General features: G+C 54.2%; 28 protein-coding genes. 6 read left to right on the top strand and 22 right to left on the bottom strand.

Annotated elements, in window-relative coordinates; translation table 11 throughout:
• Nucleotides 1-39: 39 nt before the first annotated feature.
• From AAFN47_RS02040 to AAFN47_RS02015, 6 genes are all read right to left on the bottom strand, one after another.
• The gene (locus AAFN47_RS02040) at nt 40-1,038 is read right to left on the bottom strand and encodes a phosphatase domain-containing protein (RefSeq protein ID WP_499807544.1); all 999 of its coding nucleotides are present in this window, start codon (nt 1,036-1,038) and stop codon (nt 40-42) included.
• 137 nt (nt 1,039-1,175) lie between these two features.
• Complete coding sequence (locus AAFN47_RS02035; RefSeq protein WP_499807543.1) at nt 1,176-2,468, bottom strand: TRAP transporter large permease; 1,293 nt, start codon at nt 2,466-2,468, stop codon at nt 1,176-1,178.
• Nucleotides 2,461-2,991: a TRAP transporter small permease gene (locus tag AAFN47_RS02030; RefSeq protein WP_499807542.1), complete on the bottom strand. Its 531-nt coding sequence runs from the start codon at nt 2,989-2,991 to the stop codon at nt 2,461-2,463. The genes AAFN47_RS02035 and AAFN47_RS02030 overlap by 8 nt, the downstream gene beginning before the upstream one ends.
• Before the next feature lie 57 nt (nt 2,992-3,048).
• Entirely contained in the window at nt 3,049-4,062 is a 1,014-nt protein-coding gene (locus AAFN47_RS02025) for a TRAP transporter substrate-binding protein (RefSeq protein ID WP_499807541.1), read from the bottom strand.
• A gap of 190 nt (nt 4,063-4,252) precedes the next feature.
• Nucleotides 4,253-4,894, bottom strand: coding sequence for a Vgb family protein (locus tag AAFN47_RS02020; protein WP_499807540.1), 642 nt, complete (start codon nt 4,892-4,894; stop codon nt 4,253-4,255).
• Nucleotides 4,895-4,903: 9 nt separating this feature from the next.
• On the bottom strand, nt 4,904-6,124 hold the full coding sequence (locus tag AAFN47_RS02015) for a winged helix-turn-helix domain-containing protein (RefSeq protein ID WP_499807539.1): 1,221 nt from the start codon (nt 6,122-6,124) through the stop codon (nt 4,904-4,906).
• 105 nt (nt 6,125-6,229) lie between these two features.
• Here AAFN47_RS02015 and AAFN47_RS02010 point away from each other — a divergent pair, with 105 nt between their 5' ends.
• The gene (locus AAFN47_RS02010; protein WP_499807538.1) at nt 6,230-6,523 is read left to right on the top strand and encodes a hypothetical protein; all 294 of its coding nucleotides are present in this window, start codon (nt 6,230-6,232) and stop codon (nt 6,521-6,523) included.
• Nucleotides 6,524-6,525: 2 nt separating this feature from the next.
• On the top strand, nt 6,526-7,218 hold the full coding sequence (locus AAFN47_RS02005) for a DUF899 domain-containing protein (RefSeq protein ID WP_499807537.1): 693 nt from the start codon (nt 6,526-6,528) through the stop codon (nt 7,216-7,218).
• Between the two features lie 992 nt (nt 7,219-8,210).
• On the opposite strand, the gene AAFN47_RS02000 is transcribed toward AAFN47_RS02005, so the two are convergent.
• The 9 genes from AAFN47_RS02000 to AAFN47_RS01960 all read right to left on the bottom strand — a co-directional run bounded on the left by AAFN47_RS02000 (nt 8,211) and on the right by AAFN47_RS01960 (nt 16,144).
• A complete protein-coding gene (locus AAFN47_RS02000; protein ID WP_499807536.1) occupies nt 8,211-8,645 on the bottom strand; it encodes a hypothetical protein in 435 nt (144 codons plus the stop codon).
• Nucleotides 8,646-10,110: 1,465 nt separating this feature from the next.
• Nucleotides 10,111-12,054, bottom strand: a complete 1,944-nt coding sequence (locus AAFN47_RS01995; protein WP_499807535.1) for a hypothetical protein — start codon at nt 12,052-12,054, stop codon at nt 10,111-10,113.
• 11 nt (nt 12,055-12,065) lie between these two features.
• Nucleotides 12,066-13,658, bottom strand: coding sequence for a terminase large subunit (locus AAFN47_RS01990; RefSeq protein WP_499807534.1), 1,593 nt, complete (start codon nt 13,656-13,658; stop codon nt 12,066-12,068).
• Nucleotides 13,636-14,031: a phage terminase small subunit P27 family gene (locus AAFN47_RS01985; protein ID WP_499807533.1), complete on the bottom strand. Its 396-nt coding sequence runs from the start codon at nt 14,029-14,031 to the stop codon at nt 13,636-13,638. The genes AAFN47_RS01990 and AAFN47_RS01985 overlap by 23 nt, the downstream gene beginning before the upstream one ends.
• Nucleotides 14,028-14,345 carry a phage head closure protein gene (locus AAFN47_RS01980; RefSeq protein WP_499807532.1) on the bottom strand — a complete coding sequence of 106 codons (318 nt, stop codon included), beginning with the start codon at nt 14,343-14,345 and terminating at the stop codon, nt 14,028-14,030. Before AAFN47_RS01980 ends, AAFN47_RS01985 begins: the two co-directional genes overlap by 4 nt.
• On the bottom strand, nt 14,342-14,752 hold the full coding sequence (locus AAFN47_RS01975; RefSeq protein ID WP_499807531.1) for a DUF3168 domain-containing protein: 411 nt from the start codon (nt 14,750-14,752) through the stop codon (nt 14,342-14,344). The genes AAFN47_RS01980 and AAFN47_RS01975 overlap by 4 nt, the downstream gene beginning before the upstream one ends.
• Nucleotides 14,745-15,116, bottom strand: a complete 372-nt coding sequence (locus AAFN47_RS01970; RefSeq protein WP_499807530.1) for an HK97 gp10 family phage protein — start codon at nt 15,114-15,116, stop codon at nt 14,745-14,747. Before AAFN47_RS01970 ends, AAFN47_RS01975 begins: the two co-directional genes overlap by 8 nt.
• On the bottom strand, nt 15,116-15,382 hold the full coding sequence (locus tag AAFN47_RS01965; protein WP_499807529.1) for a head-tail connector protein: 267 nt from the start codon (nt 15,380-15,382) through the stop codon (nt 15,116-15,118). Before AAFN47_RS01965 ends, AAFN47_RS01970 begins: the two co-directional genes overlap by 1 nt.
• A 366-nt stretch (nt 15,383-15,748) precedes the next feature.
• Nucleotides 15,749-16,144, bottom strand: coding sequence for a hypothetical protein (locus AAFN47_RS01960; protein WP_499807528.1), 396 nt, complete (start codon nt 16,142-16,144; stop codon nt 15,749-15,751).
• On the opposite strand from AAFN47_RS01960, the gene AAFN47_RS01955 reads away from it, so the two are divergent.
• Nucleotides 16,143-16,319 (top strand): hypothetical protein, encoded by a 177-nt coding sequence (locus AAFN47_RS01955; protein WP_499807527.1) that lies wholly within the window; start codon nt 16,143-16,145, stop codon nt 16,317-16,319. The two genes, AAFN47_RS01960 and AAFN47_RS01955, sit on opposite strands and share 2 nt — an antisense overlap.
• 36 nt (nt 16,320-16,355) lie before the next feature.
• Nucleotides 16,356-16,988 (top strand): hypothetical protein, encoded by a 633-nt coding sequence (locus tag AAFN47_RS01950; RefSeq protein ID WP_499807526.1) that lies wholly within the window; start codon nt 16,356-16,358, stop codon nt 16,986-16,988.
• A 34-nt stretch (nt 16,989-17,022) separates the two neighbouring features.
• Here the strand turns inward: AAFN47_RS01950 and AAFN47_RS01945 are convergent, their stop codons facing one another.
• Nucleotides 17,023-18,000, bottom strand: a complete 978-nt coding sequence (locus tag AAFN47_RS01945) for an IS1595 family transposase (protein ID WP_499807525.1) — start codon at nt 17,998-18,000, stop codon at nt 17,023-17,025.
• A 473-nt stretch (nt 18,001-18,473) separates the two neighbouring features.
• On the opposite strand from AAFN47_RS01945, the gene AAFN47_RS01940 reads away from it, so the two are divergent.
• Together AAFN47_RS01940 and AAFN47_RS01935 are read left to right on the top strand one after the other, a co-directional pair.
• On the top strand, nt 18,474-19,022 hold the full coding sequence (locus AAFN47_RS01940; RefSeq protein WP_499807524.1) for a hypothetical protein: 549 nt from the start codon (nt 18,474-18,476) through the stop codon (nt 19,020-19,022).
• A gap of 40 nt (nt 19,023-19,062) precedes the next feature.
• On the top strand, nt 19,063-19,566 hold the full coding sequence (locus tag AAFN47_RS01935) for a hypothetical protein (RefSeq protein WP_499807523.1): 504 nt from the start codon (nt 19,063-19,065) through the stop codon (nt 19,564-19,566).
• Nucleotides 19,567-19,635: 69 nt separating this feature from the next.
• Here AAFN47_RS01935 and AAFN47_RS01930 read toward each other — a convergent pair whose 3' ends face one another.
• The 6 genes from AAFN47_RS01930 to AAFN47_RS01905 form a co-directional block, all read right to left on the bottom strand.
• Nucleotides 19,636-20,598, bottom strand: coding sequence for a hypothetical protein (locus AAFN47_RS01930; RefSeq protein ID WP_499807522.1), 963 nt, complete (start codon nt 20,596-20,598; stop codon nt 19,636-19,638).
• A complete protein-coding gene (locus AAFN47_RS01925) occupies nt 20,579-20,956 on the bottom strand; it encodes a phage tail protein (protein WP_499807521.1) in 378 nt (125 codons plus the stop codon). Before AAFN47_RS01925 ends, AAFN47_RS01930 begins: the two co-directional genes overlap by 20 nt.
• A complete protein-coding gene (locus AAFN47_RS01920; RefSeq protein ID WP_499807520.1) occupies nt 20,953-21,093 on the bottom strand; it encodes an HNH endonuclease signature motif containing protein in 141 nt (46 codons plus the stop codon). Before AAFN47_RS01920 ends, AAFN47_RS01925 begins: the two co-directional genes overlap by 4 nt.
• A gap of 199 nt (nt 21,094-21,292) precedes the next feature.
• On the bottom strand, nt 21,293-21,553 hold the full coding sequence (locus AAFN47_RS01915) for a spike base protein, RCAP_Rcc01079 family (RefSeq protein ID WP_499807519.1): 261 nt from the start codon (nt 21,551-21,553) through the stop codon (nt 21,293-21,295).
• Nucleotides 21,543-22,124 carry a hypothetical protein gene (locus AAFN47_RS01910; protein ID WP_499807518.1) on the bottom strand — a complete coding sequence of 194 codons (582 nt, stop codon included), beginning with the start codon at nt 22,122-22,124 and terminating at the stop codon, nt 21,543-21,545. The genes AAFN47_RS01915 and AAFN47_RS01910 overlap by 11 nt, the downstream gene beginning before the upstream one ends.
• A gap of 5 nt (nt 22,125-22,129) precedes the next feature.
• A complete protein-coding gene (locus AAFN47_RS01905) occupies nt 22,130-22,573 on the bottom strand; it encodes a phage tail tube protein (protein WP_499807517.1) in 444 nt (147 codons plus the stop codon).
• Between the last annotated feature and the right edge of the window lie 13 nt (nt 22,574-22,586).

The following is a 22,586-nucleotide window of genomic DNA, read 5'->3' as shown; positions in this document are numbered from 1 at the left end:
GGCGCTAATATTCACAGCCTCAACCAGGCAGGCTGGCTGCTACGTATCCTGCAATTGCAACGCGACCAAATCAGCTCCGCGATCCGCCTCGAATGCCTCTGTGGCGTGCGCTTCAACGCACAGGCCGCGGATCTTCTCGATCCACTGGCGGTCGCGTGCGTCGACTTCGCGCCCGGCGACGCGAAACCATGCGGCTAAAAAGCGATCCGGATGGCGAGCCACGGCGGCATGATAGATCTCCGGGTCGTGTTGACCCGTGTCGCCGATCAAAACGAACTGGAGCGACGGATTTGCCTCCAGCACCTTGTCGATCATGCTCCCCTTGTGCTCGCCGTGCGAGCCCTTGATGAATTTGTCTTCCGATATTCCAAGGTCTCGCAGGAAAAGCGGACCGCGTATCAGGTCGTTGCGACTGAAAATCTCCACCAGAAACGCATGCAAGTTCCAGGGCGAGGAACTGATGTAGAAGACCGGATTGACGCCGTTGTGAAGAGCCTGGAGAAACGCCACGGAATCCGGAAAGATCTGGCGACTCGCGACGTTTCCGGTTAGCGTATTGTAGATATTGCGCCTCAGTGACCAGGCCTGCGTGCGGATCAGCGTATCGTCGATATCCGAGATGATGCCGAACCTTGCATTGACGCCAGGGATGACGACTGGAAGGCTGGCGCTTGCCTCATGACCCGGCAGGTGGGCTTCCACCGCCTTTCTCTCGCGGTCGCCTACGGGCAGATCGATTGCGAAATAACCCTCTTCGTCCGTGGTCGTCGACAGCCCCTCCACCACGAGCTCGATATCCGGAATTTCGCGGGTGATGAACCGGGCGATCATGTTGCGAAAGTTGCTCCACCTTGAACTGTCGGCCGGCAGGTCGGCGACGGGCGATCCGTTCAGCACCCTGCCCCGCACATGGAGACCTTCAGGTGACGCGTATCCGATAAAGGGATCGATATAGGGGGAATCGAACTTTCCGCTGGGCTTCAATCTGTCCCAGATCCGCTCTCCGCGAATGGCGTTCTTTAGCAGGAAACGTTTCATACTCGGTTGGGTATATATTTATTCGTGAATTGTCCGCAATGACCGGCGATACAAGTTTCCATACTCGCATTTCAAGGCGAAGCTGTTCCCCCGACAGTGGAGTTCGATGGCGTCGAGTACGATACCGGAGTGCTGCGCTACATCGAATTCGGCAGGAACAGCACCAGGCCAGGCAACAGGATCAGGATCAGAAGCCGTACGAGATCAGTCGCCACGAATGGCAGGACGCCGCGAAAAATGCTGCTAAGCTTCACGTAGCGCGCAATCGTGTTGATGACGAAGACGTTCATGCCGATCGGCGGCGTGATCAGACCAAGCTCTACCGTCATGACGATGATCACGCCAAACCAGATCGGATCGAAGCCCAGTTGCAGGATGACGGGAAAGACGATCGGCACCATGAGAATGATCATGGCCATGGCGTCCAGAAAACAGCCAAGCACCACGAAAAGCGCCATGATCAGGAGCAGGGTTCCGTAGTCGCCCAGTCCGAGGTCAATCAGAAAGCGCGTCAGGTTTTGCGGCACCTGCGTGACGGCGAGAAAGTATCCAAACAGGATCGCTCCGATCAGGATGGTATAGATCGCCACCGAAGTTCTCAGCGCTTCGACAAGGCCTTCGAGCAATCCCGCGGCGTTGAGCCTGCCCCGCGCAAAGCTGATAAGAGCCGTCAGCACGGCGCCGACGGCGGCCGCTTCGGTGGCCGTGGCGATGCCGAAATAGATGGTGACGATCACCGCCACGAACAAAAGCGCCACCGCCCACACGCCGCGCAACGCCGAAATCGCCTCGCGCAAACTAAACGGCGCGTCCGCCGGCAACCTCGCGCCGAACCAGAGCCGCACCGTCGCCATGTACATGAAGACGGCCAGAATGCCCGGAACGATGCCGGCGATGAAAAGGGTGCCGATATCCTGCTCCGTTATGTAGCCGTAGACCGCCAGCACGACGGAAGGCGGGATGAGAATGCCCAGCGTCCCGCCCGCGGCGATGACGCCGGTCGCCACTTCGTCTCGATAGCCCGCGCGCTTCATTTCCGGATAGGCGATGTCGGTCATCGTCGCGGCCGTTGCGACGGAAGAGCCGCAAATCGCCGAAAACCCGGCGCAAGCGCCAACCGTCGCCATGCCAAGTCCGCCCTTGAACGAGCCGAGCGTGGCGTTGGCGGCGCGAAAAAGTTCGCGGCTCATGCCGGAACGCGTCGCCAGAACTCCCATCAATATGAAGAACGGTATGAGCGTCAGGTTGAAGTCGGTCACCGTCCGGATCGGCGACGTGGCGAGCAAATTGAGCGCAGGCGTCCAGCCTACAACCAAGCCGAAACCTCCGACGCCGACGATGCCCATCGCCACGCCGATCGGCACGCGGATCAGCATCAGCGCAAAGAGCACGATGAAGCCGCCTGCCGCGATCAGGTCCCGTTCACTCATTCGGAGGCTCCTCGGGAACAGGCTCGTAGTCCTCCAGATCCTCGTGATAGCGCCAGATGCGCAATATCCGGATCGACGTCATGATCAGCGCCGCGACAAGGCCGAGAACGATAGCGCCGAGAAACGGCCAGTGCGGTATGCGCAGGTCCATGGTGACCTCGCCGCCGGTCAATTGCGACAGAACCCGTCCGCTGATCTTCCAGACGAGACCGGCCGTAAAGATCAGCAGCACGGTCCATGCAGCCACGTCCAGCCAGCGGCGCATGCCAGGGCGCAACATGTGGGCCAGCAGATCGACCTTGATGTGGCTGCCCCGATAGGCCACGGAAGCGAACCCCCATATGATCGCCACGGCCAACATCAGCCTGGAAAGATCGAAAGCGTCCGGAAGCGGCGCCGTAAACAGGTAACGCCCGATCGCCGATACGAAGATGATCAGCGTCACCAAGCCCAGCATCACGGCGGCGATGCGTTCAATCCACAGAGCGACACGATCCGTCGACCGCCGGCGATCAGAAGCCATGGCGTGTTCCCTCTTTGCAAAAGGAGAGGAGCGCGCCCCTCTCCTTCTGCGTCTTCGCTATTTGTTGAGCGTGCCGTTGGCGTCGAGCGCCGAGCGCATGCCTTCGAGCACGGCGTCCGGATCGTAGCCGGCGTTCTTGACGTCCGCCTTCCATGCCTCAAGGGTCGGGACAGCCGCCTCGCGCCACAACGCGATCTCTTCAGCAGTCGGCGTATAGACGGTATGCTCCGGATCGTTCATAATTTCCTGACGAACATTCGTGTCATACTCCGTCCAGCCGGCCGAGAACTGCTTCGACCATTCCGGCGTGCAATGATTGTCGATCACCTTTTTCTGATCCGCGCTCAGGCCGTCATAGGTCGCCTTGTTGAAAAGGATAACCTGGGCCGACAGATATAGCGGCATGTCGTTGTGGAACTTGGTTTCCTCGCCGATCTTGAAGATCTTCATGGCTTCATAGGGAAAGGTCACGGCGTCTGCGGTGCCGCGGGCAATGGCTTCGCGCGCTTCCGGCGCCGGCACCTGCACCGACGAGCCGCCAAGAGAGTTGACGAAGCGGGCCATGGTCGAGTGCGCGGGACGCACGCTCAGGCCTTTCACGTCAGCCGGAACCTTGATCTCGTTCTTGCCGTGGAAACGCCCCGGCTCATGCGGATTGACCAGGCAGAAATAGACGTCGCTCATTTCCTTGTCGGCGTAGTCGAGATACCACTCGTGGATCGCCTTCGAGGCGTTCAGGCCGTCATTGGCCAGGAACGGAACGCCGACGAGTTCGAAAATCGGAAAACGGCCGGCATTGTAGCCCGGATTGACGTATCCGATATCTGCGATTCCGTCGCGGGTCATGTCGTAGTGATCTGGCGCCGCGCCCAACTGCTGAGCAGGAAACACCTCGAAAGTGATAGTGCCGCCCGAAGCGTCGGTAATCGATTCCATCCATGGTGCCATGCCGCTCTGCGGCACGGCGTGCTGCGGCGGCAGCCAGTGAGCAAATCTAAGCGTGACGTCCTGCGCCTGTGCGCCGACGACGCTCATGCAGACAGCGGCTGCCGTTAACAGTGTTTTCTTCATGTAATCCTCCCTTTCGCCCGCTAACCCGGGCTCGATAGTCCAGCAATGCTCCTCCAGCATCGACCACAAAGTGATCGATAGCCGATCATGAGGCAAGAGGTAAAGAGAGTCAGGCCGTCAATAGCCCTGTAAAAGAACAATTCTACTTGATAACAAAATCTGTCTGGATAGCGGAATGCGAAAATAATGCTCAGGACCCGGATCCTGGACGCCGGACTTCGCGCAATACGCAGCTGTCGCCGCCACCGCAGAAAAAGCGGCCGCCGCCGTCGGATTCCAGCCCGGAAACGCCGGCGCCATCAGGCATATCCAGACGCTCGAGCACCTCTCCCGTCGCCGGGTCTATACGCCGGATATCGCTTTCGGACCCTTCCCATGTGCCATGCCAGAGCATGCCGTCGACCCAGGTGACGCCGGTGACGAAGCGATCGGATTCGATCGTGCGGACCACTTTTCCGGTGTCAGGTTCGACCTGATGAATCTTGCGTCCGCGATGCTGCCCGACCCACAAAAAACCTTCCGCCCAGGCAAGCCCGGAATCCCCTCCTTCGCCTGGAGCCGGGATCTTCGCCAGCACCTCGCCGGAACCGGGATCGATCTTGCGGATCACGGCTTCGGCGATCTGGTAAAGGTGTTTTCCGTCATAGGCGGTGCCGGCGTCGGCGGCGATGTCGAGTGACTGCGTTATCTCTCCGCCTGCGGGATCAAGCGCATTCAGCTTCTTTCCGGTGGCGAACCATATCCGGTCGCCATCAAAGGTGACTCCGGCCACGTTGGCGACGTCCGGAAAGGGGCCATATTCTCTGAGGATTTCTGCAGGTGAATGTTTCATAGGCGCATCCTATCTCGCGATGGTTGATACGGGGAGTAACAAACTTGTCGGGAAACCTGGAACTTTCGGCGCCATCCACCGGCAGGCGCGCCCTCGCCCGAAGGATTCGACCCTGCTCGTTTCTGCGAGTGTCTCGAGGGCGCGCAAAACCGTCCGCGAACTGACCCCAAGCGTGAGCGCCAGCGCCGAACTCGACCAGGCCTCCCCGTCAGCAAGAAGCGCCAGCACCTCTGCGTGGTCGCTCTCGGTCGGCGGCGCCAGCACGGCGACCGCCCCCGTTCCACGCGGGTTCAGCATAAACCCGTCTTTGGTCGCAACCACATCAGCAAGCAACTCGATTTCCTTGCGTAATCGCGCCATCTCCACACGCAGTCTCGCGCGATGCGACTCGTCGGCATGGCGCGCGCGAAAAGCGCGTTCAAGCAGCGTTTCCCGCGATGCATCCTCCGGCCACGCTTCCGCCAGCGCACGAACGAGCGCCATCAGCACGGGTCGCGTTGCGAGCGAAACAGATGTCTCTCCCCGGGAAGTGACATTGCGGCAGGCATCGACAATCAGTGTATCTGTCGCCAGCAGCGCCTCCACGTCAGCGAGCCGGAGTAGACGTTCATCACCGTTGGAAATCCGGCGCGCCGCCGGAGCCGTGAAAGCGCGCATGGTGCGGTCGACCTCATTGCTCAATGCAGGTATGGCCGCTTTATGCGCATTATTCGCCGCCCGAACCAACGCCGCTTGCGCGTCGGACGCCCTGACGCGGCGGATTGCAACGCCGGCGGCCACCAGTTCGAAGCCGACGCGCGACGCCGGCGGCAGGGCGTCTGCGTCCAGATTAGCGATCATCCGCTCGGCCTCATCCAGGCGACCAATCAGCAAGTTCTGGCGCGCGTCCAGATAGCCTGCATGGGCGGCGTTGACGCGATCGCCAAGCTTTTCCAGCGTCACTTGCGCAGGGCCGAGCATACGAAGCGATTGGTTGAGATCACGCGACACAAACGCGATTTCCGCCTCGGCGACGGTGCAACGCGCGCGGGATATCTGCTCGTTTTTACCGAAGGCGCGCGCGGCCCTGCGCAACAGCTCCCTTGCGCGCGGCAGGTCGCCGAGCTGCGCCATGGCGAGGCCGCGCAATGCCAGCGCCGGGGCGTCGTCGCGCAACGCTATCCGTTTCAGCGCGGCTAGAGGATCGCCAACAGAAAGCGCGCGTCCCGCAGCGTTGATCAGTGAGTCCATGCAAATCCCGTCATACTTGTAACTCTCACCCTTTCCGCCTGTTGGCCTACATCCTTGCTCGTCCCACAACGACCGGCAAAGCCGGGAACGGACGGAGCAGAGAAAATGACACTATTTGCAGCTACAAGGAAGAGTTCGCCACACGGCGGGCCGACTCGAAACCTTGCGGACTGGCTTGCGCTGGCCGCAGCGCCAACCTTCGCGTCGATGGCCTGGCTTTCCGCGCTTGACGCGAATGGAACGACGATATGCGCGACCGCCTCAGGCTTCTCGCCGGTCAACGACATGGCTCTTATGTACCTCGTGATGAGCATTTTCCACCTGTCACCCTGGCTTAAGCTCGCTTCCGCCCGTTCACTACGCCCGGATTCTGCAACGAAACTCAGAGAAGGAGAGTAATCATGCAACACGCCATAGTTTCACATTCTGACTGGCTCGCGGTCCGCAAGGACCTGTTGAAAGCCGAAAAGGATCTGACGCGTCTTCGCGACAAAGTCGCGCAAGAGCGGCTCGCCCTGCCATGGGCGCGCGTCGACAAGGCCTACATCTTCGATACGCCGGAGGGAAAACGCTCCCTACCGGACCTCTTCGACGGCCGGTCGCAGCTCCTGGTGCAGCATTTCATGATGGGGCCGGGCTGGAAGGAAGGCTGCCCCAGTTGCTCCTTCATGGCCGACCATACCGACGGCATGAACCTGCATCTCGCGCATCACGACGTCACGATGATCGCCGTCTCGCGCGCGCCGCTTGAAGAAATCGAACCCTATCGCAAACGCATGGGATGGAACTTCAAATGGGCGTCGTCCTTCGGAAGCGATTTCAACTATGACTTCCGGGTCAGCTTCACGCCGGAGGAGATCGCAAGCGGGAGCATTGACTACAATTTCGGGGAATGGTCCATGACAGGCGAGGAGTGGCCCGGCGTCAGCGTGTTCTTCAAGGACGAAGCCGGAGACGTCTATCGCACCTACTCTACCTATGGCCGCGGCGTGGAAGTCATGATGGGCGCCTACGCCATGCTCGATCTCACGCCCAAGGGCCGCAACGAAGAGAGAGGCATGGACTGGGTGCGTCGCCACGATCGATACGAATAGATCAGTGACAAGCAAATTGCCGGATCGAAGAGGTCCGGCAATTCACCTATTAGTAAAACTTGAATTAGCCGGTTAAGGTTGCTGTACAACAAACAGTGTGAGTTGGCGTGACTCTGAACCGCACCAGGTTTGCCGGAGGCCATTTGGTTGAAGTTATGCGGCCATGGCTGGTTCGTTCAGCATAGGGTAGTAGCTTTGTTCGGCTTGGGCTGGCGGAATATTTCCGATTGGCTCCAGAAGACGGCGATGGTTGAACCAGTCGCCCTATTTATCGGTATAAAATACTGAATACTTAAAGCCCTTATCGTGCGGGCGCATTCCTATGACCTCACCTGCTGTCTCATACCTGGCGTCGTTTATCGTGGCGTCTCTTCCACTCCAATGCACCTGAGCTTTTTGCCACTTGCCCGAGAACAGGTCCCGGAAACTGGAATCACAGCTAAAGCGTGGTTTCCAAGCGCAATGAAAATCGCTGAGATCGCGGACAGCCGACTAAAACTCATTTTTTGATCCTGATGAAAAGTCAACCGACGGAGCAAATTAGTTACCCGATTTGTTACCCAATACTACATTATGCGTGATATCCGGTTCGTAAATATAAGGTAACTATCTGATTTTATTGGTGCCCCCGGAGAGACTCGAAATCTAGATACAAACTTATAAATTATTGTTTTATTTGACTTTTTATAAATATTCATTTCAAATTATGTAGCAAATATGTAGTGATTTTGTGTCGCAATTTACTTGCTACATATGTGGATGACGCGATCGGCTGAGACAGCCGAACGCGTCATAAAGGTCAATTAGTACTCTTCCAGCCGATTTCGCTTGCCATCACACGGACTAAGGACTCAAGCGTCTTCTCATTGCCTACCTGAGTTGGTCCCTTTGATTTGCCATCAAAATAGACTGTGAGCATATTGTGCTCGTCGACCGTGTATCTGACCGCCGGGTCGGTCGATAGTTGCTTCGTACTCATATGACTGACCTCACTACACGTAATTGACATCATCGCCGAGACCGGCGCTGCCATTCAATCTATCACGTACACTTGAAAGAAGCTGTCCTTGGTGGAATTCCTTCAAGGCCGCCTCTAGTTCTTCAGGTGTTTCATCGAGCTGATTTGATGGTATTCCGGTTTCCGGATCAACCGTAATGGTAGGATCGGCCGCAATCTCAGCCAAATGAGCATCACACTCCGCCTTGGACTTGGCTATTTCTTCGTCGGTGAGCGGTTCGATTGAAGCTGGCCAGACGTTCAAGCGCTCGCCGAGTTCGAGCTTCATGGCATCCGCCATGGCCTCGCGCCTCTGGTCGTCGGTGATGTTGCCGGTGAGCATATCGATCAGTCCTGCATACTTGTGATCCGGGAGGTAGCATTCGCTGCCAGCTTCGATCAGGCGTTGGATTTTCTTTGAAGACGTCATTGTTCGTCCTTTCAGGTTGTGTTGACGACGTTAGTTCTCGCTGATTTGAATTCATCCTGTCAATAAGAATATTCCTAAATAATCTTTATTATCAATAAGTTAGTCAGTTCTGACTTACTTTGGGTTTCGGGTGGGGCTTCGTCATTCACGTGTGTTTCAGCTTCGGTTATAGCAATCGGTCGTTGGTAAAACCGAAACACACTGTTCGGTAATTGTGAACAATTGCTATGGCGGCGGGATCGCCCGCAATTCGATCGGCAACGGCGGGTAGATCATGGACATGATCGGCGACCGGATATCCGGGATGGTGTTCGCTATTTCGCTAAATCGTACATAAAAGGTCACAGGCGCGCGTTCTGATTGGCGGGTGTCTTGCGACTCTGAAACCTCTTGCGCGTCTGTGGCGCTGTCTGTGCTTGAAGCTGGTGCTTTCTTTCTTAGGTTGACCGGGACGTAGGCGGGCGCTTTTTTGTGAGCTGTTAATCGAGCTAAAAGAATAAGCTAAATTAACAAAGTGCTTGAATTTATTGCGAAAAGTCTCTTGTAATCAGCGCTTAGAAGGCCCATCATTGCAATAACACGGGATTAGCTCCGTGGCCTGCCCCTGATCTCTGGCGGAAATCGGAATACGAGACCGACAACCAGACCGGCAAAACCCAAAATTCAAAAGGCAGCAATGTCAGCCATGACAACTGTCTATGCGACCCCGGTCAGGAAAGACACAACCGCCCGGTCGCATGCTTCCAGCTTGCTGGAAACCCGTGACAGTGGCGCGAAAGCGCCCGGATTAAGATGGTCAGTATCTCGCTAAGGTGTCTACCGACGATCGGCCCTGCTAAGGCCAGCCATCGAAGTTGTGTTCTCCTCAAGATGAGAGATTCTTATCCCCCGGTATCAGAACGGTTTAGCCTTTACGCTTTTCCTTTAAAGTCCACGTCGAAAGACGTGGTACTTTATTTAGTTCTGATACCGGGGGATAGAAACCTAAGATGATGGAACATAATAAGAACAAAGATACTGGTGAGCTAACTTGAAACTGACAAAACACAGTCCCGGAACAATGATTGATAACACTCCGCGCCGTAGGCGCGGGTAAGGCCTGAAAGGCCGCGCAGGGAGCGACCGAAGGGAGCGAGTATGAGCTTACCTGACCGGCGCAAATAAACATGAAGAACTTTCATGTTTGTCTTGTGTTTGATTGAAAACCTCTTTATATAAAGATCATGCGTAGGTAAGCCGCTAACTTACTTTTCTCGTATGCGCATAAAATTTGAAACCCGCCGGGAAGGCAGCCCGGCGGGTTTTCGTTTCATTGATGCTGCTTGCATACCATTTTGGTATATGGGATAATTCGTTTAGTCGGCATGATGGGCATGTCGGTATGATTGCGATAGTAATCAGCACAACCCATGCCGTCGGTCCCGTTTTCCTTTTTGTTTTCTCCTCTGTCGGGATCGGCGGTTTTTTACCTTCCTAGCATCGCGCCCGGTCTCATCTGCGCTCGCAATTCTGACGTAACAATGCCACGCATTGAGCCTTCAAGCTCGCGGCGCATTTGCTTTGCGAGGTTTGCGTTTTGCTCGGGCGTGCCCGCCGATCCGTTCACGGTGATCGGTGAGTTGATCTGAATGTTCTGACCACCGCCGCCAAAGCTTGAACTGGTGAGAGGTCGCGCACCCACTAGACCGCCCTGTGAATATCCCGGTAGCTTTCCAGCGTTGAGGTTTTCAAGCAAACCACGGTGTTTCTTTGCGACGGCGGCGCGCACGACAAACTCGCCATCCGACAGCCTTGCCGGAATGCTGTCGCTGGTCGAGGTTCCCTTCCCTTTGACGTAACCGCCACCACTAAGGCCGATCGCAGAGAACATACCGCCAAGCAATCCGCCACCGCCTGTCAGACCGGCTAGTGGTCCTTGGCCCAAAAGCGCGGCTTGAAGCGCCACTTCTAAAAGCTGATTAAGCAATCGCTCCAAGGAATCCTCAACGGATGACGCGCCAGTCACAAGGTCGGAGAACACACCAGTAACCGATGATTTCAAAAAATCGCCAGCCTGCTGAAGCTGTTCCTGAGATTGTACAGCTTTGGCGGTGGCGTTTTCGACCGTCGCCATCACCTGGGCGAGTTGTGCCAGTTCGTCACGTTGTGCGGGGCTTAAATCGATACCATGCTGTCTGGCCTGATTGAGCAAATCATATTCGAAGCGCAAGGCGCTGGCCTGCATCGCTGTCATGGATAGCGCCTGCTGTTCAAGCTGCTGTTCGGCGACGAACTGCCGACCACCTTCAAGGATGTTGGCGTAGTCTTCGGCAAGTTTGAGCGCAGCCTTTGCAGCATCATTCTTAGAACCGCCCTCACCAGTGGTCGGCAGGACTGTTTGCTTTGCAGTGTCGAGGGCTTCGCCGTATCGCTGCTTAAGAGCTGCGACCAGTTCTTTGTCGGCCTGTTGCTGCTGTCCGGAGAACGCTTGTGCAACCCTGCCATTTGCCGATAGCTCATCGCCCGGTTGATAGACACCTTCGCCGGGAACGAATACAGCGTCACTCGCACCCGTCCGTTCCGCGAGCCATTTGAAGAATTTGTTGTTGCCGAAATTTCCAAGCTTCGATTCCAAACTATCGAAGCTATCGACGACGGACACGATCGCGGACTTGGCGTTGACCTCGAAACCTCGCCAAGCCGATGCCCATTTGTCATCGAGAATTTCGGCCTTTCTGATTAGTTCCTCATCGATCGTGCCGCCCGCGTCGGCGGTGGCTTTCTCCATGGCGACTAGACCCTGCTCGCCATTCTTCAAAGCGTTGACGAAACTCGCGCCGCCCCTGCCAAAGGCATTTGTGGCGAGCGTCATCATCTCTTGCTCAGAACCGGCATTGCGGATCAGTTCGGCATATTCGCGAAGCAAGGCTTCCGTACTTTTGAACTCCCCTGCCTGATTTTTTATAGACACGCCATTTGCTTCGAGAATATCCGACAGGACACCAGTGCCCATGGATGCCTCGCCAAGGCGCTTTGCGAACGCCTCCATTCCTCGCACGAATTCCGATTGTGAGACGCCAGCCAACTGAAAACCGAATTGTAGTTCCTGAAACGCCTTGGCGTTCAATCCGATGCGGTCCATAACTTTACCCATTTGCGAAAGTTCGGAAATGGTATCCGTGACCTGCCTTGTCAGACCGACCAGCGAACCGCCGCCGATCGCGCCAAGGGCAATACCTTTGAACGCGCTTTGCACACCCAATGCCGCCTTGGACATGGTTGCCTGTAGACGGCGGGCGTTTGTGTCAGCGCGCCGTTCGATAGCTGCAAAATTCTTGTTGGCGGTTCTTTGTGCTTTGTCGAAATTCTTTTCGAAATCGCGAATTCGCGCCTCAAGCTTTACGATCAATTTTTCTGTGTCGTCGGCCATATTAGATACTCCTAAATGAATGTGATTCCGTGGCCTTCGTAGACCGATTTGCCCGTGTCGCCAGTTGAGGCGCGCCCGACTGCCATTGCGCATGCTTGCGCGCCGTCGATGCGATCGCGCGATTTGCCTTTATGGAAACTCTTATTCCCGGCCTTGTCGGTCTCGGTTGCGATGTTCTCGAAGTTCCACCGCAAAACAGGGTGTCCGCCATGCTGAAGGCGTCCGGCGATGATTGCGCGTTCAAGCTCTTTGACGGCTGGCGCCATGGTGACCCAGCCTTGTCTCATTTCAACGGCAGGGTATCCGTCATCGAGTAGATTGCCGATCATGACGCGGGCAAGGTGCGGATCGAATGCGATTTCGCGAACGTCGTATCTACGGCAAAGATCACGGATCACCGCTTCGATATGGCGGAAATCAACAACATTACCGGGCGTTGGTTCGATGAAACCTTCTTCGGACCAACGGACATACGGGACGCCATCGCGATCAGCACGCGCCCGCAGATTGTCGGCAGGACAAAAGAACCATGGCTTGACGATGTAACCTTCCTCTTCGTCTGGGAAGGCGGCGACAATGGCGGTTAAATCTGTTGTGCTCGAAAGGTCGACGCCAAGCCAGCAAGGGCGATCGGCAAGGGCTTTGTCATCGATCGGCGCATTGCCTTTGTCGTAGACGCTCATCTCGACAAACGGGCTGGCGCTATGGTCAAGCCAGGCATTGAGATTGTATTGCAGGAAGCTGTCACGATCGGCAGGTGAAACGATCGCCTTTTTGGCCTTGTCGCGGTAGCTGGCAAGGTCCGGATAGCCATGCTTCATGCCGGGATTTACCGCATTCCAAAGCTTTTCAGATTTCCAGTCATCGCCTTTTTCGGCCATGTAGATCACTGGCAAGGTGGCCGGATCCTCGATTTCGCCCTTTTGGACCTTCACCGCATAGTCGACCGTCTTATAGGCAAGATTTTCTTGCCCCCTGCCGGACGTGCTTGCGACAATCAATAGCGTGCCCGGAACCTTGACAAGCGAGCTGTCGAGCGCTTCCCATTGGCGCTGTCCGGCGCTGCCTTCCCATGCATGCAGTTCGTCGGCGATCACCACGTTAGGTGTTTTTCCGTGCTGGACTTTGCCATCTGAGGCAACGGCCATGTATCGTGACCGTTGATCATGGAAGCTGATAGAGGATGTGTAATCCCTGACTGTCAGATGCTTCGACATTCGAATGTCATTCTGCACGATCAGGGCAGCTTCGTTGAAAAGCTCGCGAGACTGTTCATGCGCCGCCGCCGCCGACACGATCAGGTTACCCGGTTGCCTTTCCGGTCCCATGAGGTGCAAGAGCGTGATTGCCGCACACAGGGAAGTCTTTCGGTTACCACGTGGGAGAAGCAACACAAGCCGACGCACGATGCGGGAACCGTCCGGGTGTCGGTGGCCATACAATTTGCGAATGATCCGCTCTTGCCAGAAATCCAATTGAAAGGCATGGCCACTAGCTGGATTCTTCGGATGCTTTAGTTTCCGCAGCCACTGCACGGCGCGCTCGCCATCGCCAAAGGTGTCTTCGATCGGGGAGCCGTCATCAATCCAAGAGGGAATCAGCATCGTCTTCGTCGTCTCGGATTGTCGGGCGCGATCGGCTAACAGGTGTCAGTCCAAGTTCGGCGGCGCATAGGCGCGCCGTTTTCATCGCTGCATCTTGGATAGTGACGGCGGGGTGTCGCTTCGGACCACTCGTCGACATGTAGGTTGAACCCTCATTGGCGATCGTTCTTTCGGCCTCACGAATCCGGGCTACCGCGGTGCAATAGCTTTCGAGCGTTCCAAGGTCCGCGTCGGTCAAGATGCGTCGCTCGACCAACAACGGCATTGTCCGCCTCCACTCCGCTTTAGCATCCTTGGCGAGCCATGCAGGCGGGCGCGGGACCGATGCGAGCGCCGCCCGATCAGTGCGCAACTGTGGTTTCGCACCTTTCATTGGGTTGCCTCACAACGCAAAAGCAAGCCACGGCGGCGGCCTATCTCGGCAATTTCCTTGATGTTGAAAGCATCGCCGTCGAAGATCACCCGATCATCGGTTGTCAGGCCGCCGAGATAGCGAATCTTGAATACCAGCACGCCGGTTTCATTCTCGCCAAAGGGCTGCATGAATTCGCGCGTGGTGCGCTCCCGCAGGCCAGCCCGCACGGTGTCAATTTCCGCCCAGGTGGAAGTCTTCTGACCGAAGGCATCAACAGTTTCGGTCTCACGCTGAAGCACGATTGTTTTGTCGAGTTTGCCGGACTGGATCATGACGCCACCTGAATCAGCGCTTCAATGGAGATGATCGCGTGGCCGTATTCCTCTTTGGGATCGCGCATGAACCGGGTTCCGGTCACCATGAAATCGACAAGGGCGTGGTCATCAATGGCGGGTGACAGGGCAAGGGCGGTTGAGACGGCACCGGCGATCGTCTTGACGTCATGAAGGCCAGCTTCCTTTGTCCAGATATGGGCGTCGAGATATACCCGGACATGCTTGCGGGCGTAGGTGATCGCTTCAAGCACGGTCTGGCCTTCGCCCATGATCACACAAGGGAAGTTTTCAGGGCGCGTTCTGCCGTCAAAGATGCTGGTTGCCGTTACAAGATCCGTAACGCCAGCGTCGGCGACAAGGGCGGCGCGGATGCCCTTCTGAAGGGCAAGGGACGATTCAAGCATGGTATTCCCTCACAGCCTTGCCGACAGCCCGTTTGATGCGCCCGGCAATGCGCTTTTTCAGGAGCCTGTAAGCTGGAAAGAAATAGGGCTGGGCCTCCATTTCAGAAGTGCCTTTCTCAACCCACCATGCATGAAAGGCGTCTTCGCTACCGGCAGAAATCACCCGTTCCAGTTCATGATCACCGTGGTTACCTTCGATGCTGTCTTTCAGGTCGCCACGATCGACAGCCACGAACTGCTTTGCGAGCGCGATCAATTCATCCTCTGATTTATCGAGGGCAGGTTTCACCGCCTCCCGGACACTTTCCGGAATCGCTTTCATGCGCCGGTTGAGACGCGCTAGCTGGTCGGATGTTCTGGCCATTAGAAGCTTCGCACCCGAAAGGGTTCGATCAGTTCCCAGACGGTGAATGGAACCTCTTGCAGTTCGGTCGGCCCGATCGCTTCGCGCTGTTCATAGAACGTCGCCGCAAGCTGAAGTGTAGCTTCGATGACCAGCGGATTTCCTAGCTCATCTTCACCGACATAGAGAGCCATCCATTCCAATGCAGCGCCCAACTTCGATGTAAGCAGGGCGTCGTCATTGTTGTCTGTTATGTTTAGATGTGCTTTCAAGTTGTCTAAAGTCATAGATACAATTCCAATTTTAGGAATTATATCCTAATTATATACTTGACGTACCAAAGGGAATAACCCTATGATTCGCGCCGACAGGCCGGCAAAGATAGTGATCAAGGTTACTCGCGATCAGGTGGACGAGGCGGAGCGCATTTTGGCATCTTTCAACCCGGAGATATGGACGGCACGGGAAGCACTCTGTCGCCTCGCTCAAACCATACTCCCGCAGCACGTTCGTCTGGAGGTTGGGGAGCGAAGTAAATCTTATTTTGGCTGAACTGCGTTGGCTCAGGGTTAAGTTCGGTGCTGCGCATCATAAGTTCCGCGAGAACTCCTAGGATCGCCACGAGATCGGCGTAAAGTTTCGGTAACTGATCGTCAAAAAAAACGGCTTTTGGGTTTCTGATGGTTGAAGGTGCCCACGCGGAATTTTTTATAGGAAGGATCTAGAACATACCGCCCCCAGCATCCATGCATTGCTGCATTCCGGCTTGGAAGCACGTCCTCCATCTTCGAAACGATTTCAGATAGCAGCTCTCTGTTTCTGGAATCGGTGGCCGTATGAATTGCAGCCTTCATGTGGGAGACTCGAGAGCCTATCATTTGATTCCCGAGAAGGCTTTCAAATACGCGGTTGTCGATTTTGAGGACCAATCGAAGGCAAGAATTGAAAGACTCATCAATTTGCCCCCACAGGATCGCGATTTTGCCCATCAGGAGAAGGTCGGGGTCGCTAAGGGGGAGATCGAACGGAGGTGGAGGTAGTTCCTTCATGACAGGCACCAAAAAAGACAAAGACCAGGAAAAGGGCGACGAGGTTCTGAGGCGGATGCTGAAAACGCCGCCGAAGCCTAAAGGGTTAGACGCTTCGGAAGAGAAAAGCCAGAAGAGTGGGAAACTGGTGAAGACTAGGCCAGATGCCTTCGGGGTTTCAACCAAAGAAAATTGATGGTTATCTTCCCCGATTATATCTGGGGAGGATGCGGTGAAAGATCTTTGGGCCGATGGCAAACAACACGCTTGGCAAGCAATCTGGCAGGGTGCATTTATCCTTCCGCCTGCTGTTCTTCTCTGGTGGCTTGATCTCGCTATTCCAGCACAGGGCCAGCTTGCGCTTGGTGCTGGCGTTTACCTAATGCTCGCCGGTAGCGCTGCGTACATATTGAGACGACGCAAGACTGCATCCGAGGTTTTGGAGAATAAAATGCAACAGGCTTTGGATCGCATGGATACGAAAACTGATGAAGGGCCTCTTGATATCAAAGCTGAAACCCAACGAGTTAAAAACAATTATGAGGAACTAAGGAAAAATTTTGAGTGGGCGTTAAGCAGGCAGAAATTGTTCTTGGACTACGAAGCGGGGAAATTAGACGAGTCCCCGATGGGGTTAGGGCCCAGCATAGACGCTAGTATAACCTCGATGAAGAAGTGGTGGACTTCGCTTTCGCGCGTACTCACGGAAGTCCCGGAGATTGCTATGGTGGGGCACGCCCCCGCAATTCCCGATCCCGAGAAAATCGAGCCCGGAGACGTTGTAGAAATTGAGCGGCTTCGTGACCTTGCTGAGGCCCGGATGGATGAATTTACTAATTCTCTCCAGAAATTAGGGCTTTCGTAGCCTTCGGGTCACGAGAAATTTTCGCGCTTTCTGCTTAAGCGTGCGCGGCTTCACCAATCCGCCGATATGTAAGACGCTTACCGCGTGCATGACGCAACAGGTCTTCGGCGCGTTCGGCATCGGAGACTTTGAGAGCCGCGCGGCGGTTATAACGGAAATCGAATTCAGCAAGGTAGCGGTGCATATGGGACTCGCCGCAATGATGGTAGACGCCCATCATGCCGCGCTTGAACACTGAGAACACGTTTTCGATTGTGTTGGTGTGGATGACGGCATCGCCTTCATAGCGAACGTATTCACCGGCGGAATGTTTGACGGTTTCGTGGTCACCATATTCCTTGCCGGTTTCGGTATAGAGGCGGGACTCGTCGGTGTAGAGCGTAGACTTGCGGTCGGCGTTACGAACAAGGATATCGCGCACTGTCGCCTTTGTGGCGTGCTGTACATGGAAAGAACGGACATTGCCGCCGCGTTCAACAAGCGCGACGACGGAACGCTTGCCAACGGCTTTCTTCTTGAACTTGTAGGGACGGCCTTTGCGTTGCGGTGAGACATAACCGTCTTCACGCTTTCCGAAATAGGTTTCGTCGGCTTCTACGGTTTTGCCTTCACCGCCGATAGGGCCGGAGGTTTGGACATCTTCCTTCATGGCTTCGCGGATACGATGGGCCATGAACCATGCGGTTTTGTAGGTCACGCCAAGCATACGGTGCAACTGGTGCGCGGACATGCCCTTTTTGGACGCGGCCATCAAATGCGTTGCCAGCACCCACTTGTTGAGGGCGATCTTGGAGCGTTCGAACACGGTGCCGACAGTCACTGAGAAAGGCTTGCGACATTCCTTGCACTTGTAGACGCCGGGACGCGTTGACTTGCCTTCCAGCTTTGTAATGCGAGCAGGATCGACGTTGCCGCAATGAGGGCAGATCGGACCATTGGGCCAGTGAATGGCTTCCAAGTGCTCCCTTGCCTTGTTGGCGTCGTTGTATATTTCGTTGGTCAAATCGAACATGACGATAACTCCTTGACTCCAATATAGGAAATCAAGCGTGGTACGTCAAGTATATAATTAGGAATTATATCCTATTTTCAGCAGTTTGGAAATTAATGAGTCCTGTAACGATGATCAGATCAATATTTGGAAAAATTAAAGGATACTTTTTTAGGCCGGATACGATCGGTCTTAGTGGAAGTAGTTTGTCTCAATTTTCCCGTTGGAGTATGTTGGCAAAAATAGGAAATTCGAGACTAGTAAAAACCACAATAATATCTCCTTTTCTCGGATACATTATTATTTTTAACAATGAAATTTTGAGATATTTAACGATATCAAGCAATTTTACGAGTAATAATAATATAGACAACTCTGAACTTTATACCCTAAATAGCCTATATTTTATCTATTTTGGCTTGTGCTTCTTGGGTATTTCTTCCTTTTTATTCTCTTTGCTTTGTCCAGAACCCATCCAAAGGGATACTAACATAATGGGTTTTGTAGACAAGATAGACCTAACTAACCTTCCCGTAGTGGCAAAATCAAACTTTAATACAGTATTAGATCTCTATCACAATCGTGAGCGTGAAGGAGTGGAGACGTCAAATAGAAACGAATATCCGTTTGAAGTTGAGGTCGCATTTGAGAGACTAATACTCGAAATGCATGATAGTGCTCACGTGCTAAATGGCGATATACCAGTTGAAGAGGACGTGCCAGATGAAGGTGAGTCAGATGACGAGCTTGCCTCCGAAATGGGTCTATATACTGGCTCTGGCTATTTGATAATAGATCGGGTTGCCGAAATGCTTTGGACTAACCCAAAAGTAATCTGGGCATTTACTCAACCAATAATAGATCAGTCAATAAAGTATTCAAAAGATATTTCATATGTATTGTATAATACTTTGGATTATTCTAACTACAATCTACGAATTCTAATTTTTTCTTTGTATTCACTAGGTTTTTTTCTTTTATCAATACCAACAATTAGAACATTCTACAAAATATTATCTAGCGCGATCTTATCCTTATTCTAAAATACTCATCACAAATACAGAAGAGTAGGAAGATATATCAATGGTAGATATGGCAGCAATCACCGGAGTTGTAACATCACTGAAAACCGTAGCTGACATGGCTAAGGTAATTCAGGAAATGAAAGTTGATGAAAAGCAACGTGCATTGCTGATCGAGCTCCAGAATGCGGTGGTTTCAGCCCAAAGCAGCACACTCGCCGCACAGTCCGAACTGTTCACTCTGATAGAACAGAATAGAGCGCTAGAAGCAAAAATATCTGAGTTTGATTCATGGGATATGGAAGCAGCGCGGTATGCATTGGTTGATTTTGGTGACGGAACTTTTGCTCATCAGCTCAAAGAAGAAGCGGCCAATGGCGAGCCGGAACACCTACTGTGTCCGAATTGCTTCTCGTCCAAGCAAAAGAAAATTCTTCAGTTCCAACATCGGACGAGCGATAAGCGACGGCAATTTCATTGCAACCATTGTAAGAGCGATTTTTTTCTTGGGAAGCGACAGCCTATATCGGGTTCGAGACTTTCGGGCCGATATACAATGTATTAAAAAAAACCCAATTGGAAAAAATGACGAATTGAGGACCGCAAGCCGGTCCCTACGGGCTCCCGAAAGTTACTACCCGCGCCCGGTGGTTGCATGCGCCGCTTTTGGCTTACCTTTGAAATTCTCTTTGGTGAATACGTTTTCGATCGGCAGTTTCAGCCTGAGACGTGCGCGCAATGTGTCGACGCTGACACCTAGATATTCTGACCATTCGCGAACTGTGAGACACTGGCCATGCACGTTATATGTCTCCCCTTTGGGTGTCTGCTTGCCCCTGAAATTTTCGTTCGTGAAAACGCGCTCATAGGGCCAACCATACTGGATACGCTGGTAGAGGGTTGCTTTAGACAGTCCAAGGTGTTGTGCCCATTGAAGCAAGGTCAGCGTTCGCCCTGCATGTGTATAGGTCGGTGCGATCGCTCCCTTTTGCTTCGCGGCATCAAACACACGATCATTCGACCAGCCCTTTCTCAAACGACTTCGTAAGGTTTGTTTCGACAGTCCAAGTCGTTTCGACCATTGATGTAGGGTTAGCGTTTCCCCATGGGCGGTGTAGGTCTTTGGTTGTTTTCCTGTTTGCCACGTTATCATGCGCGGGCGGCGGCCGGAGGTGAATACTTCATCATACGGCAAGCATTTATAAATTCTCTGCTGGAGCGTGTTGACGGTCGTGCCAAGATGCTCTGACCATTCACGCATTGTCATGGTTTTGCCATGGGCAGTGTATGTCGGATATTGTCTGGTGGTTTTCGCTTTCCGCGTGGGATGCTGGACAGGCTGGTATCGAGCGTCCTTCGGTGAAGTGATCCCCTTTATTGGCGGATGCGTGGCCTTCAGCTTTTCAAGCATCTTGATATGGGCGTCGAAAGCGCGGGGGTCAGTCGGGATTTCACATTCAACCGCCTTCGTCGGCAACCATCCGGCTTGCAATCGCAGTATGATGATGTTGGCCGGGATACCATAATCGAGCGCCCAGTCGGAGATTGGTTGTGTGATTGCGTCAACCGATAGTATGTCAGATGCCTGCAATGCCATGGTTCGTGAACGTCTGTTTGAAGGTGGCTTTCAGGGAAAAGTAATCGGGCGAAATCTGTGTCGCCTCCCAATCGTCGCAGTTGAATTTCAAGAGAGCGCTACCGGGCACGCAATAGTAGAATGTCTTGTAACCGCCGTGGCTTTTCAGAAAATCCTCGATTTGCGCCAACTCATTTTCGGAAAGCACCTGCCAGCTAAGAGTGATTACTTCGCGTATATGGTTGATGCCGTTCGGAGTTGCCTGAGTGTATCCATCACCAAATTCAGCCCTGAGAAGCTTGATCTCAGGTTTGCGCGTCATGCCGACGCTGGGAGCGATCGGCGGTTCGAATATGAGCACGTCATCAATGGCGCTCATTTGGCTTCCTGCCTTTGCTTCTTGCTCGAATGACAGGGCGTGCAAAGCGGTTGCCAGTTGGACCGGTCCCAAAAGAGCTTTCTATCGCCCTTGTGCGGGATGATATGATCAACGACTTTCGCGGGCTTGCCACACATGACACAGAAGGGATGCTTGACGAGAAATCCCGCCCTCGCCTTGTCCCATTTGGAATCATACCCTCGCTCACGCGCTGAAGGCCGGTTCGCATCATGGCGCGCTTTGCGCTCACGATCGCGAACCGCTTGGCAGGCGCATCGCGTGTTCGCCGGAACTACCTTGCCACACTGGCATATGCGGGGTGCGAGATAAGGCATTTCACCAGACAATGAATATATTCGTGGCGGTGGTGTCGGTAGCATGTATGCGCTTGACGCGCATGGGTATCATCGCACCGCCGGAGATATTGAAGGTGACAGTTTCGTCATTGAGCGCTGTAACCTTGATTGTTCCATTCTCGCAGTGAAAACCGCGCGGGATAACCGGCAGGTCGTTTTCGTCGTCGGGCGTCACATTCAAGGCGCTGGTGAGGACAGAATCCAAACCCGGACTCAGGGATTTGAAGGGATCAACTGACATTGGAGGAGCCTTTCCGGATACCAATAGATTTGAATGCGAGAAGCGCTTTCTGGTCGAGCGAAAGCGCCTTGGATTTGTCCGAGTCGCCACTACCGAAGATCATTTTCAAAAGATCAATTCGGCCCTTGTGGGCGGCGATGATTTCAGCGGGTGTAGCGCGCCATGCTTCATCGACTGGCCAGCCCATCATGCCGGTCGCGATCGAAAACAGGTTCTCGAAATACTCGACAAAGGTGATGGGTTTTACACCATCCGGCAGGTTTTCCCGGTTGTCCCGATCGACACCAGCCAGCGCCATCACGAAGCGGAGCAACGGGCGCTGAATTTCTAGAAACTCGGCAAGAGGATCACGGCCAATGCAGAAATTGAGAGCGTTTGCTGTGTCTGGATTTCCAGAGCCTTCCTCGATAACATCCGTAATGACCGACAAGCGGCCCTCCATGATGCCGTCAGCGATTTTGGCGAATGTTTCATACTTGCGCACCAGTCGAAGCGCAGCCCGCAACGACGGGCGAAGCCTAAAAACTTCGCCCGAAATCGTAATGGTGATTTCTTCGGATGCGAGCTGCATTGATCTTAAGTCGGTTCGAGGACGCCGCTGGAGATCGCAACGGTAAAGACGGTCTGTGTTACGTCATTCGCGCCGCCAAGCTGATTCCTGGCTGACGAAATCGGGCCAGTGAAATAGAAGATTTCGCCGTTCGAAAGAACCATCTTGAAGTCGTAGTGATTGGAGGTTTTTGCAGCGGCGCGCATTGCGACCTGTCCAGCATCGTCTTCCATTCGGGCGACCGTCACAGACAGGTCGCCGGCATTGCGGGTGCCGACAGCCTTTTTGACGCGAGCATCGTCGATCGTCTCGTATTCGATGATATTGGCCTCGTCGCCAAACTCGCCGATGTCGGCAAGGTCTTTGACTTCGGTCCATGGATCGACAGCTTCGTAGTCAGACTGTTCCTGACCGGCTGTCACGTCGCCGATATAGAGTTTCGTATTCGCTACGGCGGAAATGATACTCATCTTTCAGAATCCT

Source organism: Hoeflea sp. CAU 1731 (assembly GCF_039888615.1).
In the GTDB taxonomy this organism is placed as follows: Bacteria; Pseudomonadota; Alphaproteobacteria; order Rhizobiales; family Rhizobiaceae; genus Flavimaribacter.
This window is presented reverse-complemented; position numbering and strand designations above follow the sequence as displayed.

Bases quoted from the DNA above. Each gene is read 5' to 3' on its own strand.
- AAFN47_RS02040 (WP_499807544.1), bottom strand. From the start codon at position 1,038: ATGAAACGTTTCCTGCTAAAGAACGCCATTCGCGGAGAGCGGATCTGG.
- AAFN47_RS02035 (WP_499807543.1), bottom strand. From the start codon at position 2,468: ATGAGTGAACGGGACCTGATCGCGGCAGGCGGCTTCATCGTGCTCTTT.
- AAFN47_RS02030 (WP_499807542.1), bottom strand. From the start codon at position 2,991: ATGGCTTCTGATCGCCGGCGGTCGACGGATCGTGTCGCTCTGTGGATT.
- AAFN47_RS02025 (WP_499807541.1), bottom strand. From the start codon at position 4,062: ATGAAGAAAACACTGTTAACGGCAGCCGCTGTCTGCATGAGCGTCGTC.
- AAFN47_RS02020 (WP_499807540.1), bottom strand. From the start codon at position 4,894: ATGAAACATTCACCTGCAGAAATCCTCAGAGAATATGGCCCCTTTCCG.
- AAFN47_RS02015 (WP_499807539.1), bottom strand. From the start codon at position 6,124: ATGGACTCACTGATCAACGCTGCGGGACGCGCGCTTTCTGTTGGCGAT.
- AAFN47_RS02010 (WP_499807538.1), top strand. From the start codon at position 6,230: ATGACACTATTTGCAGCTACAAGGAAGAGTTCGCCACACGGCGGGCCG.
- AAFN47_RS02005 (WP_499807537.1), top strand. From the start codon at position 6,526: ATGCAACACGCCATAGTTTCACATTCTGACTGGCTCGCGGTCCGCAAG.
- AAFN47_RS02000 (WP_499807536.1), bottom strand. From the start codon at position 8,645: ATGACGTCTTCAAAGAAAATCCAACGCCTGATCGAAGCTGGCAGCGAA.
- AAFN47_RS01995 (WP_499807535.1), bottom strand. From the start codon at position 12,054: ATGGCCGACGACACAGAAAAATTGATCGTAAAGCTTGAGGCGCGAATT.
- AAFN47_RS01990 (WP_499807534.1), bottom strand. From the start codon at position 13,658: ATGCTGATTCCCTCTTGGATTGATGACGGCTCCCCGATCGAAGACACC.
- AAFN47_RS01985 (WP_499807533.1), bottom strand. From the start codon at position 14,031: ATGAAAGGTGCGAAACCACAGTTGCGCACTGATCGGGCGGCGCTCGCA.
- AAFN47_RS01980 (WP_499807532.1), bottom strand. From the start codon at position 14,345: ATGATCCAGTCCGGCAAACTCGACAAAACAATCGTGCTTCAGCGTGAG.
- AAFN47_RS01975 (WP_499807531.1), bottom strand. From the start codon at position 14,752: ATGCTTGAATCGTCCCTTGCCCTTCAGAAGGGCATCCGCGCCGCCCTT.
- AAFN47_RS01970 (WP_499807530.1), bottom strand. From the start codon at position 15,116: ATGGCCAGAACATCCGACCAGCTAGCGCGTCTCAACCGGCGCATGAAA.
- AAFN47_RS01965 (WP_499807529.1), bottom strand. From the start codon at position 15,382: ATGACTTTAGACAACTTGAAAGCACATCTAAACATAACAGACAACAAT.
- AAFN47_RS01955 (WP_499807527.1), top strand. From the start codon at position 16,143: ATGACAGGCACCAAAAAAGACAAAGACCAGGAAAAGGGCGACGAGGTT.
- AAFN47_RS01960 (WP_499807528.1), bottom strand. From the start codon at position 16,144: ATGAAGGAACTACCTCCACCTCCGTTCGATCTCCCCCTTAGCGACCCC.
- AAFN47_RS01945 (WP_499807525.1), bottom strand. From the start codon at position 18,000: ATGTTCGATTTGACCAACGAAATATACAACGACGCCAACAAGGCAAGG.
- AAFN47_RS01940 (WP_499807524.1), top strand. From the start codon at position 18,474: ATGGGTTTTGTAGACAAGATAGACCTAACTAACCTTCCCGTAGTGGCA.
- AAFN47_RS01935 (WP_499807523.1), top strand. From the start codon at position 19,063: ATGGTAGATATGGCAGCAATCACCGGAGTTGTAACATCACTGAAAACC.
- AAFN47_RS01930 (WP_499807522.1), bottom strand. From the start codon at position 20,598: ATGGCATTGCAGGCATCTGACATACTATCGGTTGACGCAATCACACAA.
- AAFN47_RS01925 (WP_499807521.1), bottom strand. From the start codon at position 20,956: ATGAGCGCCATTGATGACGTGCTCATATTCGAACCGCCGATCGCTCCC.
- AAFN47_RS01920 (WP_499807520.1), bottom strand. From the start codon at position 21,093: ATGTGTGGCAAGCCCGCGAAAGTCGTTGATCATATCATCCCGCACAAG.
- AAFN47_RS01915 (WP_499807519.1), bottom strand. From the start codon at position 21,553: ATGTCAGTTGATCCCTTCAAATCCCTGAGTCCGGGTTTGGATTCTGTC.
- AAFN47_RS01910 (WP_499807518.1), bottom strand. From the start codon at position 22,124: ATGCAGCTCGCATCCGAAGAAATCACCATTACGATTTCGGGCGAAGTT.
- AAFN47_RS01905 (WP_499807517.1), bottom strand. From the start codon at position 22,573: ATGAGTATCATTTCCGCCGTAGCGAATACGAAACTCTATATCGGCGAC.